At 45.9% G+C, this 18,689-nt stretch carries 14 protein-coding genes; 8 read left to right on the top strand and 6 right to left on the bottom strand.

Annotated features, from left to right (window positions below; all coding sequences use genetic code 11):
* The 4 genes from BT127_RS07835 (at nt 1) to BT127_RS07850 (ending at nt 4,290) form a co-directional block, all read left to right on the top strand.
* A complete protein-coding gene (locus BT127_RS07835; RefSeq protein ID WP_075424472.1) occupies nt 1–744 on the top strand; it encodes an energy-coupling factor transporter transmembrane component T in 744 nt (247 codons plus the stop codon).
* Nucleotides 741–2,162 carry an ABC transporter ATP-binding protein gene (locus BT127_RS07840; protein ID WP_075424473.1) on the top strand — a complete coding sequence of 474 codons (1,422 nt, stop codon included), beginning with the start codon at nt 741–743 and terminating at the stop codon, nt 2,160–2,162. The genes BT127_RS07835 and BT127_RS07840 overlap by 4 nt, the downstream gene beginning before the upstream one ends.
* A 210-nt stretch (nt 2,163–2,372) precedes the next feature.
* Nucleotides 2,373–3,518: a glutathione synthase gene (locus BT127_RS07845; RefSeq protein WP_075424474.1), complete on the top strand. Its 1,146-nt coding sequence runs from the start codon at nt 2,373–2,375 to the stop codon at nt 3,516–3,518.
* Between the two features lie 13 nt (nt 3,519–3,531).
* Nucleotides 3,532–4,290, top strand: a complete 759-nt coding sequence (locus BT127_RS07850; protein WP_075424475.1) for a class II glutamine amidotransferase — start codon at nt 3,532–3,534, stop codon at nt 4,288–4,290.
* A 334-nt stretch (nt 4,291–4,624) separates the two neighbouring features.
* Here the strand turns inward: BT127_RS07850 and BT127_RS07855 are convergent, their stop codons facing one another.
* On the bottom strand, nt 4,625–9,613 hold the full coding sequence (locus tag BT127_RS07855; protein WP_075424476.1) for a leucine-rich repeat protein: 4,989 nt from the start codon (nt 9,611–9,613) through the stop codon (nt 4,625–4,627).
* A 144-nt stretch (nt 9,614–9,757) separates the two neighbouring features.
* Here BT127_RS07855 and BT127_RS07860 point away from each other — a divergent pair, with 144 nt between their 5' ends.
* The 4 genes from BT127_RS07860 to BT127_RS07875 all read left to right on the top strand — a co-directional run bounded on the left by BT127_RS07860 (nt 9,758) and on the right by BT127_RS07875 (nt 13,774).
* Nucleotides 9,758–11,143, top strand: coding sequence for a helix-turn-helix domain-containing protein (locus BT127_RS07860; protein ID WP_075424477.1), 1,386 nt, complete (start codon nt 9,758–9,760; stop codon nt 11,141–11,143).
* 203 nt (nt 11,144–11,346) lie between these two features.
* The gene (locus tag BT127_RS07865) at nt 11,347–11,964 is read left to right on the top strand and encodes a TetR/AcrR family transcriptional regulator (protein ID WP_075424478.1); all 618 of its coding nucleotides are present in this window, start codon (nt 11,347–11,349) and stop codon (nt 11,962–11,964) included.
* Complete coding sequence (locus BT127_RS07870) at nt 11,964–13,001, top strand: aldo/keto reductase (RefSeq protein WP_075424479.1); 1,038 nt, start codon at nt 11,964–11,966, stop codon at nt 12,999–13,001. The genes BT127_RS07865 and BT127_RS07870 overlap by 1 nt, the downstream gene beginning before the upstream one ends.
* A 17-nt stretch (nt 13,002–13,018) precedes the next feature.
* Nucleotides 13,019–13,774 carry a carboxymuconolactone decarboxylase family protein gene (locus BT127_RS07875; protein ID WP_075424480.1) on the top strand — a complete coding sequence of 252 codons (756 nt, stop codon included), beginning with the start codon at nt 13,019–13,021 and terminating at the stop codon, nt 13,772–13,774.
* A 75-nt stretch (nt 13,775–13,849) separates the two neighbouring features.
* On the opposite strand, the gene BT127_RS07880 is transcribed toward BT127_RS07875, so the two are convergent.
* The 5 genes from BT127_RS07880 to BT127_RS07900 all read right to left on the bottom strand — a co-directional run bounded on the left by BT127_RS07880 (nt 13,850) and on the right by BT127_RS07900 (nt 18,680).
* Entirely contained in the window at nt 13,850–14,266 is a 417-nt protein-coding gene (locus BT127_RS07880) for a hypothetical protein (RefSeq protein WP_075424481.1), read from the bottom strand.
* Between the two features lie 19 nt (nt 14,267–14,285).
* Entirely contained in the window at nt 14,286–15,824 is a 1,539-nt protein-coding gene (asnB, locus tag BT127_RS07885; RefSeq protein WP_075424482.1) for an asparagine synthase (glutamine-hydrolyzing), read from the bottom strand.
* 92 nt (nt 15,825–15,916) lie between these two features.
* A complete protein-coding gene (plsY, locus tag BT127_RS07890) occupies nt 15,917–16,591 on the bottom strand; it encodes a glycerol-3-phosphate 1-O-acyltransferase PlsY (protein WP_075424483.1) in 675 nt (224 codons plus the stop codon).
* Nucleotides 16,591–17,919 carry a ribosome biogenesis GTPase Der gene (gene der / locus BT127_RS07895; protein WP_075424484.1) on the bottom strand — a complete coding sequence of 443 codons (1,329 nt, stop codon included), beginning with the start codon at nt 17,917–17,919 and terminating at the stop codon, nt 16,591–16,593. The genes plsY and der overlap by 1 nt, the downstream gene beginning before the upstream one ends.
* Before the next feature lie 23 nt (nt 17,920–17,942).
* Nucleotides 17,943–18,680, bottom strand: coding sequence for a hypothetical protein (locus BT127_RS07900; protein ID WP_075424485.1), 738 nt, complete (start codon nt 18,678–18,680; stop codon nt 17,943–17,945).
* Nucleotides 18,681–18,689: the final 9 nt, after the last annotated feature.

Below are 18,689 nucleotides of genomic sequence, written 5' to 3' on the forward strand. Positions count from 1 at the left end.
ATGGCAGGTCTGTTTACAACCGATGTAGAAAACAGAGGACTTGTCCTCGATCCAAGAACAAAGCTTGCTGTAATGATAACACTTGTGATTTTCGCACTTGGCAGCACGGGCAGCGGTATAACGGCAGTACGCTGGATGACAATAGTTGTCAGCCTTCTGCCGATGCTGCTTCTCGTTTCAGCAAGAAAATACAAAAAAGCTGCAATATTCACAGCAGTATATGCACTTATGAAAGCTTCGGAACTGCTGCTTGCACCTAAAATGGCAGGACCTGCACTCAGCATTATAGGTATGTGCTGTATGATATTCGTGCGTCTGTGTCCCGGACTTATCATGGGTTCGTATATGCTCTCAACTACAACAGTGAGCGAATTCATTGCCGCTATGCACCGTATGCACGTTCCGCAGCAGATAACTATCCCGCTGTCGGTAATGTTCCGTTTCTTTCCGACTGTACTTGAAGAATTCTCGGATATCAATACAGCAATGAAAATGCGTGACATACGCTTAGGCGGCAGGAATGCAGGAAAATTCATAGAATACCGTCTTGTTCCGCTTATGGTCTGCTCGGTCAATATCGGAAACGAGCTTTCAGCTGCGGCACTTACAAGAGGTCTCGGTACAAAAGTAAGGCGCACAAATATATGCAGGATAGGCTTTCATACAGCTGATATCGCAGTTATTCTGCTGACTGCTGCACCTTACATACTTCTGATACTCGGCATGATTGGAGTGGTAAAATGAACACGGCAGCAAAGATACAACAGGTTGATTTCAGATACGCAAACGGTGACACCGGCGCACTTGAAGGACTCGACCTTGAAATAAAATGCGGTGAGTGCATACTGCTCTGCGGCAGCTCCGGCTGCGGAAAAACTACCGTGACACGCCTTCTCAACGGTCTTATCCCCCACTATTACGAGGGTGAACTTACAGGCAGTGTGACGGTCTTTGACAGGGATATCCGCAGTACTCCGATTGAGGACCTTGCAGGTACCGTCGGAAGCGTTTTCCAGAACCCGAGAAGTCAGTTCTTCTGCGTTGATACTACGGCTGAAATTGCATTCGGATGTGAAAATATGGGAATGCCCGAAGAAGAGATATTAAGCCGTATCGATAAAACAGTAAAGGACATGCATATCGAGAAGCTCCTGGGACGAAGTATTTTCAACCTCTCAGGCGGCGAAAAACAGAAGATAGCATGTGCAGGCGTTTCCGCAATGATGCCCGAACTGATAGTGCTTGACGAACCCACATCAAATCTCGACCTTGATGCAATAGGCGAACTCAGGAACATCATTTCAGACTGGCGGTCACAGGGTAAAACTATCGTTATCGCCGAACACCGTCTCGGCTGGCTTAAAGGACTCTGCGACAGGATAGCTTTCATGGAAAACGGCAGAATATCAAAAGAATTTACGGGTGAACAGTTCTTTTCTCTCAGCACTCAGGCTCTTAATGATATGGGACTGAGAGCATTACATACTGACACAAATTATCTTGAAACAGCAGCAGGCTGCTCCGCTATAAAACCATTCGATAACAAGGAAGTCATAACTCTTGAAGATTTCTGCTTCAGCTACGGCAGACAATCGGCTCTCAACATCGACAGACTGGAGCTTCCGTCAGGAGGAGTTATTGCAGTCGTGGGACACAATGGCGCAGGCAAATCCACTTTCACACGCTGTCTCTGCGGCCTGCAGAAGGGCTTCAGGGGAAAAGTACTTATCGGCGGTAAAAAACTGCGTCCCAGGGACATGATGAAGCTGAGCTACATGGTAATGCAGGATGTCAATCATCAGCTCTTTGCGGAAACTGTTACGGAGGAAGTCCTTCTCGGTACTGAATCCGACGATGAGAAACCTGCACTTGAACTGCTTGAACGTCTTAACATAGCCGAATACAAGGAACGTCATCCCATGTCGCTTTCGGGCGGTCAGAAACAGCGTACAGCTATTGCTTCCGCACTTCTTGCAGGAAAGAAGCTTCTCGTATTCGATGAACCTACCAGCGGACTTGATTTCAGAAGCATGGAATGTACTGCGGAGCTTCTACGCTCCATTGGCAATGATGTTACCGTGCTTATCGTTACTCACGATATGGAACTTATCGACCGCTGCTGTACTCACGTACTTCACATTGAAAACGGAAACATAACTTAAAAATAAGGGACTGTGTAACCTCAGGGCTGCACAGTCTTTTTTATACATTAAGCATATAAATACACAGTTGGTTATAGATACAGTCTATAATACGCAAGAGTATTTCGGAATACCGAATTCACAGAATTCCTATTGACAAAGTATGTAAACTATAGTATAATATATTCATACCAAACAAGTATGTATTCTCAGCTGTATGAGGTGATAAATATGATAGAAAGCAAATACTTTTACAAAGGAAATTTCGGTATAGAACGTGAAACGCTCCGTGTTGACAGTCAGGGAAAACTCGCTCAGACCAGACACCCTTTCGGCAATGATGAGCATATCACCCGTGATTTCTGCGAGAATCAGATCGAACTCGTTACGCCCGTATGCAGCAGTGTGGCTGAAGCCGTTGAAGCTCTGGCTGAACTGGACAAAACCGCAAGAAAAGTTCTTGCCCCAAACAGTGAAAGTATCTGGCTTTACAGCAACCCTCCGCACTTTGACAGCGAAGATGAAATTCCTATCGCCGATTTCACAGGAGACCACTCCTCCAAACGCGCATATCGTGAGGTACTCGAACGCAAATACGGTAAGAAACTAATGCTTTTCTCGGGAATACATTTCAACTTCTCCTTTTCTGAGGAATTTCTTCACGAAATAAATACTGAAAATGAGGACTTCCACAGCTTCCGTGACAGTCTGTATCTGCGTCTCTATAAGCAGCTTATGACTCACAGCTGGCTGCTTGTACTCCTTACCGCTTCCAGTCCCTACTATGATGCATCTCTCGACAAGGACGGAAAAAGCGGTATAATCCTGAGCGAGTATTCCTCGCTCCGCAACAGCAAAAGAGGTTACTGGAACAAATTCCTTCCGATACTCGACCACAAAAGTCTCAGAACTTTCACAGGGAGCATCAAAAAGCATGTCATAACAGGTTCTCTCTATTCGGCAAGCGAACTGTATCTGCCTATACGTCTGAAACCCAAGGGAGTCAACACCCTCGAAAACCTTGCAGCAAACGGCGTTGACCATATTGAACTGAGAATGTTCGACCTGAACCCTTCAGCACCTCTCGGCATAGACAAAAGAGACCTTGAATTCGCTCATCTGCTCATCCTTTACCTGCTTTCACAGCCCGATTTCGATTTTACTCCCGAATTGCAGGAAAAAGCAGTCAACGAACATAAAAACGCTGCGCTTCTCGAACCCGATGCAAAACTGCTTGAACGAGGCGACGATATACTCGAAAACATGACCGTGCATTTTTCGGATAACGAACATGCACTCGAGATAATTTCTTTTGAAAGACAGAAACTTAATGGACGCAAGGTCTGTAACAGCATTGTCAATAACATCTATGAATAAGGCGGTGATATGAATGTGCGAGCTTCTCGGCTTCACTTCTGAAAAAAACACAGATATTTCGGACTATCTGAGGACGTTCTTTTCCCACAGCAGTCAGAATCCCCACGGCTGGGGTATGATGTACGAAAACGGCGGAAGAGTCATCCTGAAAGAACCCGTTTGCGCCAATGAAAGCTCTTTTCTCGGCGATATGACAGATAGTCTTTCTCCTCAGAAAAACTTTCTCGCACATATCCGCTTCGCCACAGTAGGTTCAATCAGCGAAAATAACTGCCATCCTTTTACGGGTACGGACATTTCGGGCAGAGAATGGACGCTCATCCATAACGGTACTATATTCAACGGCAAACATAATCATCGTTATGCCGCAGTACAGTCAGGTGATACCGACTCGGAACGATTTTTCCTTTCACTGATAGACCATATGAACGAGCATATTTCAAGAGCTGTTCCCAGTGAACGTGAACGCTTTGAAATAATAAGCGGCTTCATAGCGGAAAATGCTCCCCGGAACAAGCTTAACCTGATAATTTACGACGGCGACCTTATGTATGTACATAAGAACCTGAAAAACACCCTTTGCTTCAAGCGCCTTGAAAACGGCATTATCTTCTCCACCAAACCGCTTGACGACGGACTGTGGATACCGTTCCCCATGGCACAGGTCATCGCCTACAAAAACGGACATGAGGTCTACCGCGGAGACCGCCATAAGGGTACTTTCGTCCCCACGCTCGAATATATAACTGCTATGGATGCAATGTATATCTGAGTAGCAGCAAAGCAGCACAAAGCCACAGCGTAAGATTTTTCATACAGAAACTTTTACGTGTGTTACAGAGGGAAACTCTTTGAGTAAGGGCTTTCCTCAATCATTTTCAGAGCCTTTACTTTAAATTTTCAGCCTTACAGGGTACTCATGTAAACTACCGTTTCAGTAATACTATGAGAGAGTACCTTGTAAGGCTGAAAATTTGGGGCAAAAAGTCTTTGGAAAAGGGGTTCGGGGGAAGAACCTTTCCTCAGAAAGGTTTTCCCCCGATAAATGCACATAAATTTTCTGTATGAGTATTATACTTAAGCTGCGGCTTTATGGAAGTATTGTTTTATGCAGCTTTAAGGAAATTCTCAAAGCTTTCGGTTCCTCCGGTAGAGATATAGGAGTAATACTGAAGAACATTGGTTGCATCCGTAGCATCTATCTTGCCATCCTTGTTCACGTCAGCAGCCTTTTGCTGGATTTCGGTAATTGTGTAGCTGCCGCCTGTTGAAGCTATTGAGTACTGCTGCAAGATCGAAGTTGCATCAGATGAGTCGATACGTCCGTCATCGTTTACGTCGCCGAGAGTGTACTCTTCCTCAGGAGTCTCCTCTCCCTTAGTCAGCGCCGATTTAACTGCCTTTGAAGCCGTACCTGCATAGCTGAGCGCTTTCGCTGTAAGATTAACAGATGCACCTGAAAGGTCAGTATTTTCAGTAGGAGTAAGCGTGTAGGTTATTGAACAGTCGGTATCGTTGAAGCTCTCCTTGACTGTCTTTATTTCTGTCGGTATCACTTTACCGTCCTTATCGGTGAGGTAAAGGCTGTCCTTGTTTATGGACTTATCCTGCATATGCTTCGTGAAGGTTATCGTCGCTCTTGTGGAATTGAACTCCGCACTGCTCAGCTCTGCCGCAGCTTTGCTCTTCATGTTCAGATTAACATTTACCTGTACAGGCAGTACGGGAAGCCACTCTGATTCAGCACTTTCATAGCCTTCAGCAGTGAGCTTGATCTTCCATTCGCCTTCGGGTACATCCCATGCGAACCAGCCTGCGCTGTCCGTTATCTGAGGATTAAGCTGTTCGTAGTCCACTGCATTCCACAGAACTTCCTTTCCGTTTTCATCCTTATAGTATATCTCTGCTGTCACACCCTCTATCGGATTTGAAGGAAGGAACTCGTAAGCTATACCGCTCGGATCGATAAGATATCTCATATTGCCGTCGTTTTCGACCTTTGCATCGCCGATTATAACTTTCTTAAGCCAGCCGCTTACGCCGTCTATCGCCTTTCCGACCAGCCATACACCTGCTATAACTGCGCCTACTGCAAGGAGCTCGGGAAGAATTGCTGCTCCTCCTGCGATAACTGCCGCAGCAGATGTTATGGTCGCTCCGATAGCCGCACCGCCTGCAAGTGTCAGTGTAGCCTTGCTCATGCAGGTACCTATAGATACAGCCAGCAGAGCATCCTCATGCTTCTGAACTCTCGGATCGTCCGAATTGATTATTTCACGCATCTCGTGAAGCATACCTGTACAATGTGTACCTATCTCGAGAACAGTAAGAGTATTTCCGGTATATCCGAGTGTACGGCTATATCCTGTATATTCTTTTTTAAGAAGCTTGGATACCTTTGCATCTTTTGCTTTTGCCCAGAGGTCAAGGAGTCCCTTGCTGCTTTCGGTAGTTTCTGTTACCAAGAAATCGTATACCTGACTGTCACTGTGATCGCCTGTAAGTAAAGTTACGGGACAATCGATAACTACGCTGCCGCTGGTCACTTTTGAAGCAGTATCGGTGTATCCGCCGCAATCAGCAAAAAAGTTGAGTATCCTGCTGCCTAATGTTGAACCGCCTGCCTTTTTCTTTGCAGAGGGATCAAGAGGTAACATCTCAGCCTCGTCCGTCTCAGGTTCGGGTATGTTATTCATGATGTCGAGCATTTCCTCGCCGTCGGTTACTATCTTGACCAGATACCTGTGCTGCTCTCCCTTTTCATCTGTGTAGATCATCGGAGAAAGTGTGAAACCGAAGCTTTCGGGATCTGCTATAACGTCCTCGGGAGTTACTTTGCTGCCGTTCATAGTGATAGTTTTTTCACGTGTCTCGATATGTATTATACCTGATGGTTCGCCCAGAGAGTCCGAGAAATCGAAAGTTGCTATGATAGTATCGTCATCACCTGTAACGGTGTGCTTGGTATCTGCAATTATTTCATCGGAGATATCGGGAACCTTTTCTTCTGTGTCTGTTCCGAGGAACTCATGGTCATTGATATACAGCTTTCCGTCTGATTTTTTTACTACCGAGCTTACGGTATTGTCTCTTACTGCGTTTATGTTCAGAGTACCGGGTACTCTTGTGTCGAAGAAGCCCTCGCCCTTCCAAGTACCGCTTTCCTTATCGAATGTAAGTGGAATGTCGGACTCCTGACCGTTGACTGTCGAGCTGACATAAACTGCCGCAAGATCGTTGTCGGAAAGAGTTACCTCGAAATTCAGGGGATGACTGGGATTTAATGTGATATAGGGTGAAGCGCCTATTGTGAATACATCTGTTATATCATCTGTAACAAGATCATGTGTGTAGTGAGTAAGGATGACCTTTTCGATGTTTACAGTATTTTCAGTACATACAACAGTTCTGGGCTCAGACTTGTTATCGCCTGACTGAGCATAGAGGACGATCTGCTGACCTTCCTCGGCTTTGACCTTGACTGTTCCTTTGAATTTGCCGCTGTACTTGTTGGCGGTAAGTGCAGCAACTTCCTCACCGTCTGCAAAGATCGTAACATCATCGCTGCCGTGAACATAGCCCACAACATTTATCAGGGATATGCCGTCCTTCAGAACCGCCTTCTGCGGAGCTTTCATCGTAACAGCACCCTGTCCCACAGCGTAATTGTCGATCGGGATCGGGTCAGCGAATTCTCTGTAGTGGTTGTTGTAAGTAACGTAAAATTCAGCGTTGACCGATGTATCTGCGCCCGGCTCAGGCACGGTGCTGAAACGGAAGACGCCCTCCTTCTCATTCGGATCGATAGTGAAGTAATGAGAATACTCATAGCCTTCCGTATCGTCTGACGTGAAGCTGCGCTTGGCGATAGGATTGCCGGTATTAGTGCTGACATAGATGCCGCCTTTTTCAAACAGATCATCGAATGTTGGATTCAGCTTGTAGTAAACGGTATAGTTTATCAGACCGTTATCTCCGACAGAGGTCTCCACCTTATTGATGAAGGTATTGGGGCGGTCTGCAACATTGACTCTGTTGTCGTTAAGAGCCTCGCAGTCGCGGAATGTGAAATAGTAGTAGTTTACGTTGGGAACAAGCTCTCCTGGCTCGAAGGGCATATCCAGCTTCTCCAGCTTGTGGCACTTATAGAACGCCTGATTGCCTATCTCCTTAACAGAGCCGGGGATATGAGCGACTTTCAGATTTGGAGAATCTCCGCAGATATCCGCAGGGATGACCTCTATGCCGTCCTCGAACCATATCTCGGTTAGAGCGCTGTCGTAGAAGGTGTTACAAGCCTCATTGATGTTCTTGGGGATAGTGATACTGTTCAGTGCAAAGGTCTTTCCAAAAGCAGATCCTCCCAGAAATTCAAGGTTTGCAGGAAGATGAACAGCCTCCAGTCCGGTACACCAGTAGAAAGCGTCGCCGCCTATCTTAGTCACGGAATCGGGAATATCAATGCTTCTCAGGCTCGGACAGTCCCAGAATGCACGGTACTGGATCTCGTCCAGTCCATCGGGCAAATTGACCTCACAAAGTGAATCGCAGCCATAGAAGCAGGTGCCCGGAACAATGGTCACACCATCTGCAAATGTAACTGACTCCAGAGCATCACAGTTTTCAAACAGAAAATTAGCCTGAAAATTAGCGCCCTCATAGATCAGACCTGAGGGAATAGTCACAGATCTCAGCGAATCTTCACGGGCAAAAACGTAGCTTCCAAATTCACAGCTGTTTTCCGGGAGACGAAGGTCAGTAAGAGACTCACAGGCGGAGAAAGCCCAGCCGTCTATACTTGTAACGGTATCGGGGATATGGATAGTTTCGATACCTTTACATTCAGAGAAGGCATAGCCGCCTATGGTGGTCAGGTTTGCAGGCCAGTTTATTGTTTTGAGAGCCTCTGCTTTTTGGAACATAGACTCCGGTATCTCAGTGCGGTCTCCTTCAAAGCTGATCGTTTCCACGCCGGAATATGAGATAACATTAGTGCCGGCGGTTATCTGGGCAGGGAGCGTGAATTCCTTGATAGCCTTATCATAGTTGAAAAGGTTGTTTCCCAGATCGGTTACGGAATCAGGTATATTCAGCGTAGTGACCACAGAGCCTGCACACAGGCTGTTTGGTATCTTTTCCATGCCGTCGGCAATGGTGACGGTCTCAACATAGGACTTCTCAAAAGGCGACCAGACTTCTGTCAGTGTCGAAGGAACAGTTACCTCCTTCAGCTTTTCGCAGCCGTTGAACATACATAATCCCATGTGCTCCAGACCTTCATTCAGCTCCACCTTTTCAAGAGAGGTACAGGTATGGAAAACTTCATTTCCAAGAGTTTTCACAGTAGAGGGGAGTTTTATTTCAGTAAGCCCGTCGCAGCTCTCAAAGGCGTTGCGCTCGATAGTTTCAAGTCCTTCCGGCAGATCAATGGTGGTAAAACCGTCACTGCCGTTGAATGCATAAAACTCGATTGTCTTGACACTTGAAGGGAGGTCGATGTCGGTAAGTGCGTCAGCATCTCCGAATGCACGGTATCCGACTGTGGTAACGGAATCAGGAACGACCACCTTGGTCAGCTTGTCCTGATATACGCACAGATAATCCGGTACAGCCTCGATTCCGTCCTCCAGGATGATCGTTTCCAGAGGTGTATCAGCAAAGGAGTTCCTTCCGCCTACGCCGTAGTAGCTTCCGCAGGAGATACCATCCTTCTTGAGAGTCTTTGGGAGAGTTATCTCCTTCAGGGAAGCGTTGCTGCCCAATGCCCATACGCCCATGGATTCCAGACCTGAGGGCAGATCAATGGAGGTGAGCAGGGGCATTCTTTCCAGAGAGCTTTGTCCCAGGCGCGTGACGGTCCTGCCCTCAATGGTGTCCGGCACGTCAAGAGAGGTAACGGTCTCCTTATCGCCTGTCCAGCCTGTAATGGTAACGTCCTCGTCGGTTATTTCATAGGTAAAGCCGTCCGCGGTTTCACCCTTTATCGGTTCAGCGGCTCTGACAGGCAGAATGAATGAGCCTGCAGGGAATGACGCAAGTCCTGCTGAAGCCGTCATAGTAATAGCAGTAACAGCTGATATCAGTCTTTTTTTCATATGCAACACCTCCATAAAGATTAACATTAATCTCTTTAATATGTATCATTATACCATATACATATGAACAAATCATTAAATGTCACATATCAGTCATTGACAAAAATCGTGTCATATATTATTATAGTACTGGAGGTGTAAATTATGTTATCTGACAGAATAACTCTTCTTATGAGTTCCATAAACGCCGAAACTGCTGATATCGCTGAACTTGCAGGCTTCGACCGCTCAAACATCAGCAGGATGAAAAGCGGCGCAAGAATACCGAAGAAAAACGGCAGATGTATGGACAGGTTCGTTGAAGCAATGATTGATTTTGCCGAGAACTGCGGCAAATGCGAGACTCTTTGCAGCGTTATATCCTATGAGGGAGAGTTCTCACGAAGTGAGCTTCATTCATATCTTCTGGAGTGGCTATACAAAGAACCGATACTGCCAAAGCTAAAAGAGAAACATCACGATCCAGAAGCAAAAAGATGCTTCGGCAAAAAGCTTGATACACTTATGGAGATACTGGAAATTTCCAACGTAAAGCTCAGCAAGGCAGTCAATATCGATCCTTCCTATCTCAGCCGAATGCGTACGGGAAAGTGCCTGCCAAACGAACGCTCAAAAGTTCTCGAACGCATCTGCAATGTACTGATATCCCGTGTTGCAGATAAAGGAAAAATGTCCGATCTTTCGGAGGCAGTGAACATACCTGAGGAGTTTCTTTCCTCTGAACCGAGGCTTCTTATGGAATGGATGCTCAGCAGTAAAGAAACTGCGTACAAAGCTCCCGTGGGACAGCTCCTCAACACGATAGAATATATAGACATCAAACCTGATATACCTGTCCCCGATCTTGATATATCTGCCTTTGCAAGTGAACTCAGCGATACTTCGGTGCAGTACAACGGCATTGAAGGTCTTCGCAGCGCTGTAATCAGATTCCTCGGAACTACTATCAGAAGCGGAGATCAGCTCCTGCTTTACTCGGATCAGAGCATGGAGTGGATGAACGGTGATTTCCGTAAAATATGGCTCGCCCTTATGATAGGAGTACTGAAAAAAGGCGTTCACATAAAAATAATCCACAATATTGAACGTAATTCCACCGAGATGCTTGAGGCTATATCAAGCTGGATGCCCCTTTACATGTCGGGACTTATCGAACCATACTACTGCCTTAAACGTCAGGGTGAAAGATTCTGCCATACTTTCTTCCTTGATACGGAAAATTCCTGTATTGAAGGTGTCTGTGTCAACGGATTCGAGAACAGCTGCACCTACCGCTATATCACGGATAAAACTGAACTGGCACAATGCAAGATGCAGTTCGATTCCCTACTCTCGGAATGCAGACCGCTTGTAATGATAAGCCGCGATATCCATACTCCGTCCGAAAACGGCATACATAAGACAATTGGAGGGATACACCTTGATATCATGGATAACAAGGCTGTTATCAGCAGACTTTCTGCCCCTTATTACTCCTTCAGCTTTGATCATCCGCTGCTGCTCGGAGCCTTCCGCAGCTTCGTGCTTTAAAAGCATCTTAACTGCTGCTTGTACCGTTATTGGTACAATATAACAATTCGGGTATCGCATTACAGTGCAATATGACGAATTAGCGGAAAAGAATATTTTTCTATTGACGTCGTGTCAGAATAGTGCTATAATATCATTAATGACACAATGTCAGTTGTTCAACAAATCATTTATCTTGGTTTCAGGAGAAAGGAGGCATTATTATGCCTAAGGGATCACCTGAACTTACAGCTTCACGAAAAGAAGAGATCGTGAACGCCTGCGAAAAGCTCTATCAGACCATGAGTTTCAAAGAAATAACTATCAAGGAAATAGGTGCTGTAACTTCGTTTACAAGAACTTCCATATACAATTATTTCCAGACTAAAGAGGAAATCTTCCTTGCACTCATGCAGCGTGAATACGAGGAATGGTCAGCTGAAATGTTTGCCCTTGCAGAAGAGAACAGTGCTATGTCAGCTGCCGACTTTGCAGACGCTATCGCTCATTCACTTGAAAAGCATGAACAGCTTCTGAAGCTCCTTGCAATGAACCACTACGATATGGAAGAGCATTCACGTCCCGAACGTCTTACGGAATTCAAGCTCGCTTACAGTGCTTCTCTCGATGCTGTAAGAGCATGTATAAGGAAATTCTTTCCAGATACAGACTGCGAAAGCTTCATATTCGTGTTCTTTCCTTTTATGTTCGGTGTATATCCTTATTCTGTCGCAACTGAAAAACAGCTCGAAGCAATGCGTGAAGCTAAAATGAACTTTAAAATGCACAGCATCTATGAAATGATATATTCCTGCGTAATACAGCTTCTGGGAGGTAAATAATGAAGTACACAAAACTCGGAAATTCCGACCTTTATGTTTCACGTATCTGTATGGGATGTATGGGTTTCGGCGATCCACAGAACGGTCAGCATTCATGGACTCTTGACGAGGAACACTCCCGTGAAATAATCTGGCGAGGTCTTGAAGTTGGAGTCAACTTCTACGATACTGCCATCGGCTATCAGTCGGGTACGAGCGAACAGTATGTAGGTCGTGCTCTGCGTGATTTCGCAATGCGTAAAGATATAGTTGTGGCTACAAAATTCCTGCCGAGAACTCCTGCGGATATCGAGGCAGGTATCACAGGTCAGCAGCACATTGAACGCATGATAAACAAGAGTCTCGAAAATCTCGGCATGGACTACGTTGACCTTTACATCTATCATATGTGGGACTGGAATACACCTGTCTATGACATACTTGACGGTCTCAACAGAGTGGTCAAGGCAGGAAAAGCCAGATATATCGGTATTTCAAACTGCTACGCATGGCAGCTTGCAAAGGCTAATGCACTTGCCGAAAAAGAGGGATTCGCTAAGTTCGTAAGCGTTCAGGGACACTATAACCTCATCTTCCGCGAGGAAGAACGTGAAATGGCTATGTTCTGCGACGAGGACAACATCGCTATGACTCCCTACAGCGCTCTCGCAAGCGGACGTCTTGCAAGACTTCCCGGAGAGACTTCCAAACGCGCCGAGGAGGACTCCTATGCTAAATTCAAGTATGATGCCACAAAGGAACAGGACGAGGTCATCATAAGACGAGTTGCAGAGCTTGCAGAAAAACACGGCGTTTCAATGACGGAAATATCTCTTGCCTGGCTCCTCACTAAGGTAACTTCTCCCGTAGTAGGTGCAACGAAGCTCCACCATATCGAAGACGCTGCAAAAGCAGTTGATACAGAACTTACATCCGATGAGATCACATACCTCGAAGAACCCTATGTCCCCCACCCTCTTGCAGGAGTTATGGCACAAAAAAAGCCTGCAAACAAGAACGACAAGCCTGTCTGGTCCACAGGCAGTCAGAAAATATAAAGACAGGAGTGTTTATTATGAGTGAAAAAATTGTACAGACAGCAGGAAGAGATCAGCTTGGTGAATTCGCCCCTATGTTCGCACATCTCAACGATGATGTGCTGTTCGGCGAGGTATGGAATGAACAGGCTATCGACGTAAAGACAAAATGCATAATAACAGTGGTATCCCTTATGGCTTCGGGCATAACGGACAGTTCCCTCCTTTATCATCTTCAGAACGCAAAGGCTCACGGAGTTACAAAAGAGGAGATCGCTGCTATCATAACTCACGCCACAATGTACGTAGGCTGGCCGAAGGGCTGGGCTGTTTTCCGACTTGCAAAGGAAGTCTGGAACGACACAGTCACAGAACAGACCGACAAGGACAGATATCAGAACACCATATTCTTCCCTATCGGAGAGCCTAATCCGTACGGTCAGTTCTTCGTAGGTCAGAGCTATCTTGCTCCCGTTTCCACAGAGCAGATACCGATTTACAATGTTACTTTCGAGCCTGCATGCCGCAATAACTGGCACATCCACCACGCTAAATCGAACGGCGGACAGATGCTCATATGCGTCGGCGGCAGAGGATACTATCAGGAATGGGGCAAGGATGCTGTTGAACTGACTCCCGGTTCAGTCATCAATATCCCAGCGGAGGTAAAACACTGGCACGGTGCAGCACATGACAGCTGGTTCTCACACCTTGCAATAGAAATACCGGGCGAAGAAGGCAGCACTGAATGGTGCGAAGCTGTATCTGACGAGGATTACGGCAAGCTTAAGTGAGGTCATTGACAAATACACCCTTATCTGAGTAACAAAATGCGGACTGTAGTGATATCATTACAGTCCGCATTACTATTATTTCTTTTCAAGCGCCGTATAAGTCCAGTCGGGATAGAGCATATGATTATCATCAGGTGTGCCTGCATAGATACGGTAGGAGTTATTATGCGGCAGTACGCCTATGAAGATAGAATCGCCGTTAGAGAGCTTCCAGTGGAAGTCCTCCCCAAGATCATTGCGCAGCTTCTTGAAGAACTCATCATCCTTCTCGTACATAAGTCCAAGCTCATATACGTTCCACTGTCCTCCTGCGCCGCCCTTTTTGAGCATAGAGGTGTTTTTCATGGATTCCATTTCATCATGTACCTTCTCTATCGCAGTATAATCCAGTGCAGTCTTATCCTTCTCAGGCGACTTGTCTTTCATTAACACGATTCCCAACAGAACTGCTGCCACTAATCCAATAGCAATACATATCTTTTTTAAATCCATACCGCTTCCTCCAGACGGGTTATCTCTTTACGAAGTACTCCTCATACCATACGAGGAATGTGTAAATTGTCCATACCTTGCGCCAGTTATCGGAATTTCCGCCGACATAGTCGTTGAATATAGCGTTTATCTCATCAAGATCAAAGAACTGTGCAGCCATATCGCTTCCGAACTTTGCTCTTACATCAGCATTGTATCTCTCATCTGCGAGCCATATACGGATAGGTACGATGAATCCGAGCTTCTTGCGGAATGCTATCTCTTCGGGAAGTACCTTTGCAGCAGCTGTACGGAATGCAACCTTGTTCTGCTCCTCTGTTACCTTATACTCCGAAGGCATACGTGAAGCGATATCGAATATACGTCTGTCGGTAAGAGGCATACGTATTTCAAGTCCTGCTGCTGTACTCATCTTGTCAACATTGAGGTAAATATCGCCCTCGAGCCATATCTGTATGTCCACATCGGACATCTTTGTAAGCGGATCAAGTCCCTCGGTCTCATCGTAAATGTACTTAACGAGGTCTATCGGGAGATAATCCGGATCGTAATGCTTGAGTATGCGCTGTTTTTCGTCCTCCTTCATAATGTTGGTATTTCCAACGTAGAAGGTCTTGAGGTTATCACCATAGCGCTCTGCATTGCGGTACATATTGTAACCGCCGAAGAACTCGTCTGCACCCTCGCCCGAATAGCATATCTTGGTATGCTTTGCAGTTGCAAGGCATCCGAGAGTGAATACGATAGCCGAAGCATCACCTAACGGCTGCTCCATATTGTACATAACATAGGGTACTATATCGAAGTAATCCTTTGGCTGGATATTTGCTACAGAGTGTTCAACTCCGAGAAGCTCGGCAGTCTTTGCTGCAACTCTTGATTCATCGAAGCGTTCCTCGTCATATCCGCAGGAATCAGCACGCTTTGCATCGCTCATAGCAAGCACGTATGAAGAATCTACGCCGCCTGAAAGGAAGGATTCAACGGTTTCGCCTTCCTCTTTGACTTCGGTGAATATGTGTTTGAGAGTTGAGTGTATCTCATCTGCCCACTGTTCAACGTTTTTGGACTTATCGGGAGCAAATGTGGGAGTCCAGTAGCGTCCGATCTCAAGCTTTCCGTCTGAGAATTCGAGCCAGTGTCCCGGCATGAGCTTCTTTACGCCCTTGAAGAATGTGTCCTCTCCTGCAACGTAAGTGAGAGTCATGTATATCTGGAGCATCTTCTCGTTCAGTTCCTTAACGAAGCCTTCCTGTTCCATTATACCGCGTATCATGGTACCGCAGAGGAGTCTGTTATCCTTTGTTATATAATAGTAAAAAGGCTTTGTACCGAACTGGTCTCTCATTGCGAATATCTTGCTGTTCTTCTCATCCCAGAGATAGAAAGCAAACATACCGTAGATGTGGTCTGCCATTTCGCGTCCCCATTTTTCGTATGCAGCTTCGATTATAGCTGTTTCACGCTTTTCACGGGGAAGACCTGCATCAAGTCCGAGCTCCGAACAGAGTTCTCTCCAGTTGCGGATATGTCCTCTGTACTCTTTTATTTCTGCCATTTACGATCACCTCATATTATTATTACATTTTTTGCGTCCGATCATTCTGCATCTTTTTCAGAATATGCAGTTTTTATGTCTTTTATGCAGTATTATTTTCCTGCGTATTTTCTGAAATCAAACTTAGGCTCTGTTTCATTCATAAGACGTTCGATGTTTGAACGGTGCATCCATATAACTATTGCAGCCATTGGCAGTGAAAGGAGCATATACAAGAAGCTTCTGCCGAAGGATGCTCCGCAGTCTATCCATGAGACCAGCAGAGTTGCAAGCGGACAATAGAGTGCAGCCATGATGGATGAAAGCGATACGTATTTTGAGATAGCAAGCATCGCTATGAATATCAGCAACAGACAAAGGAAAACTCTCGGGGAAACCATAAGGAATGAAGCAACTCCCACGAGTACGCCCTTTCCGCCCCTGAACTGGAAAAAGCAAGGGAAAACATGTCCGATTATTGCAAAAAGACCTGCTATATAGCCTATGTACTGTGTATCGTTATCGGGGCTGAAGCCTGCGTGGAGTCCGCCTGCGATAAGTCTTGCAAGACCTACAGCCACAACTCCCTTGCACAGGTCTCCTATAAGAGTGAGAAGTGCAGGCACAGGACCGCAGCACCTGTAGGTGTTTGTGAGTCCTGCATTTTTGCTTCCCATTTCACGTATATCTTCGCCCTTCATTATCTTTACGATAATTATTGCGAAATTGCAGCTTCCGAGGATATAACCCACTGCTGCAGCAAGTATAATAGCTAACAATACCTTCATTATTTATCATTGCCTCCCCGCTCTCTGACTATGAAGCGAACGGGAGTTCCTTCAAGGCCGAATGTCGAGCGTATCTGATTTTCGATGTATCTTCTGTATGAAAAATGGAACAGGTCTGCCCTGTTTACAAAGGTCACGAATGTCGGAGGCTTTGTAGAAGGCTGAGTCATATAGTATATTTTCAGTCGTCTGCCCTTGTCGGAAGGCGGCTGTACCCTTGTAGTGGCATATGCAAGAACATCGTTGAGCATACCTGTTGATATTCTCATGCTGTTCTGACCAAAGGTGTATTTGATGAGCTCATAGAGCTTATTTATCCTCTGTCCTGTCTTTGCGGAAATGAATACAAAGGGCACATAGGACATAAAGCTGAAATCATTTTCAAGCTTTGTGCGGAATTCCTGCATGGTCTTGTCGTTCTTCTCAACAAGGTCCCATTTATTTACGGCAACTACGCAAGCCTTGCCCTGTTCGTGAGCATAACCTGCAACCTTTGAATCCTGTTCGGTAAATCCCTCGGTCGCATCGAGCACTATAACACAGACATCCGCACGGTCCACAGCCATGTAAGCTCTCAGAACGCTGTAATGCTCCACCTTTTCCGTTACCTTTGATTTCTTTCTGATACCTGCTGTATCGATGAACACGAATTTACCGTATTCGTTCTCAATGACTGTATCCGTTGAATCTCGTGTAGTACCTGCGATATCGGATACTATAACACGTTCTTCTCCTGCGATCTTATTTATCAGCGAGGACTTTCCTGCATTAGGCTTGCCGATAACAGCTACCTTGATAACGTCATCGTCATACTCCTCCTCTTTTGATTCTGGGAGAAGATCATAGATATGATCCAGCATATCTCCCGTACCGTGACCGTGTACCGAGGATATCGGGAACGGATCGCCGAGTCCGAGGTTATAGAACTCGTAGAGCTCCAGCGGAGGTTCACCAAGCGAATCCACCTTATTTACAGCAAGCACGATAGGCTTGCCGCTTTTCTGGAGCATATCCGCAACAGCATAATCATCAGCTGTTACGCCGCACCGTATATCGGTAACAAAGACTATCACATCAGCTTTTTCTATTGCAAGCTGTGACTGCCTTCGCATCTGAGCAAGTATGACATCATCACTTTCAGGTTCGATACCACCTGTATCCACCACCATGAATTCCTTGCCTCTCCATTCACACTTGGAATAGATACGGTCTCTGGTGACACCGGGAGTATCCTCTACTATGGAAAGTCTCTGACCGATAAGCTTGTTGAAAAGAGTGGACTTTCCTACGTTAGGACGTCCCACAACTGCAACTATCGGTAATGACATAGTTATGTTCTCCTTTCTTTATATCAGAATGTTTTGTCTGCTATCTCTATTGACTGAGCGAGATATCCGAAATTCTCGCTTCTGAATTTCTTATACCAGTAACCTCCCTGTGCAAGAAGGTCGCCGTAGGCTATCCATACGGCAATTGTAGCAGCTCCCATAAGGAACCTGCGGAAGGCGTTTTTAACGGGACCTGTTCCGAGAAGTCCGAGAGTATGGGACTGGAGCACTATATGCGGAAGCTCGTCATGGAGCATCTGTCCGCAGATATCGGCAAGTGCGGGACTGTCGATCATTCTTGCGACGTTACCCAGTGCAGAGTAATACGAAAGAGCGATCATCTCGGCGGTAACAAGTACCGATACTTCCATGAAGAGACCGCCGCTCTGTCTGAGCTTGCGGAAGATATGGTCGAGTCCGTTATTCTTTTTCAGCGGCTCGTTGAAATGGTTCATATACTGTGCAAGATAGGAGGAATGAAAATTCTCCTCGCGTATAAAGAGCTTCATTACGTCGGGATATTTATCCTCGCCGTACTTTTTTGCGAAGCGGACAGCGGCTTTGACAAGGCATTTTCCGTCGCTCTGCTCTCCCCGCTGGAAAGCTCTGACAGATGGGAAGATTATCTCCCTTTCCCTGTTAGTGAGCTCATGCTCGGAAGAAAAATCGATCTTAAGTCTTTCCCTGTCGTTACGCTTAAGGTAACGAAACCAGTCATTGTAGTCATAGCCCGTGAATTTCGAGTCTTTGATATTAAACATCTTACACCT

This window comes from Ruminococcus sp. XPD3002, from assembly GCA_900119535.1.
Classification (GTDB): Bacteria; Bacillota; Clostridia; order Oscillospirales; family Ruminococcaceae; genus Ruminococcus; species Ruminococcus flavefaciens_H.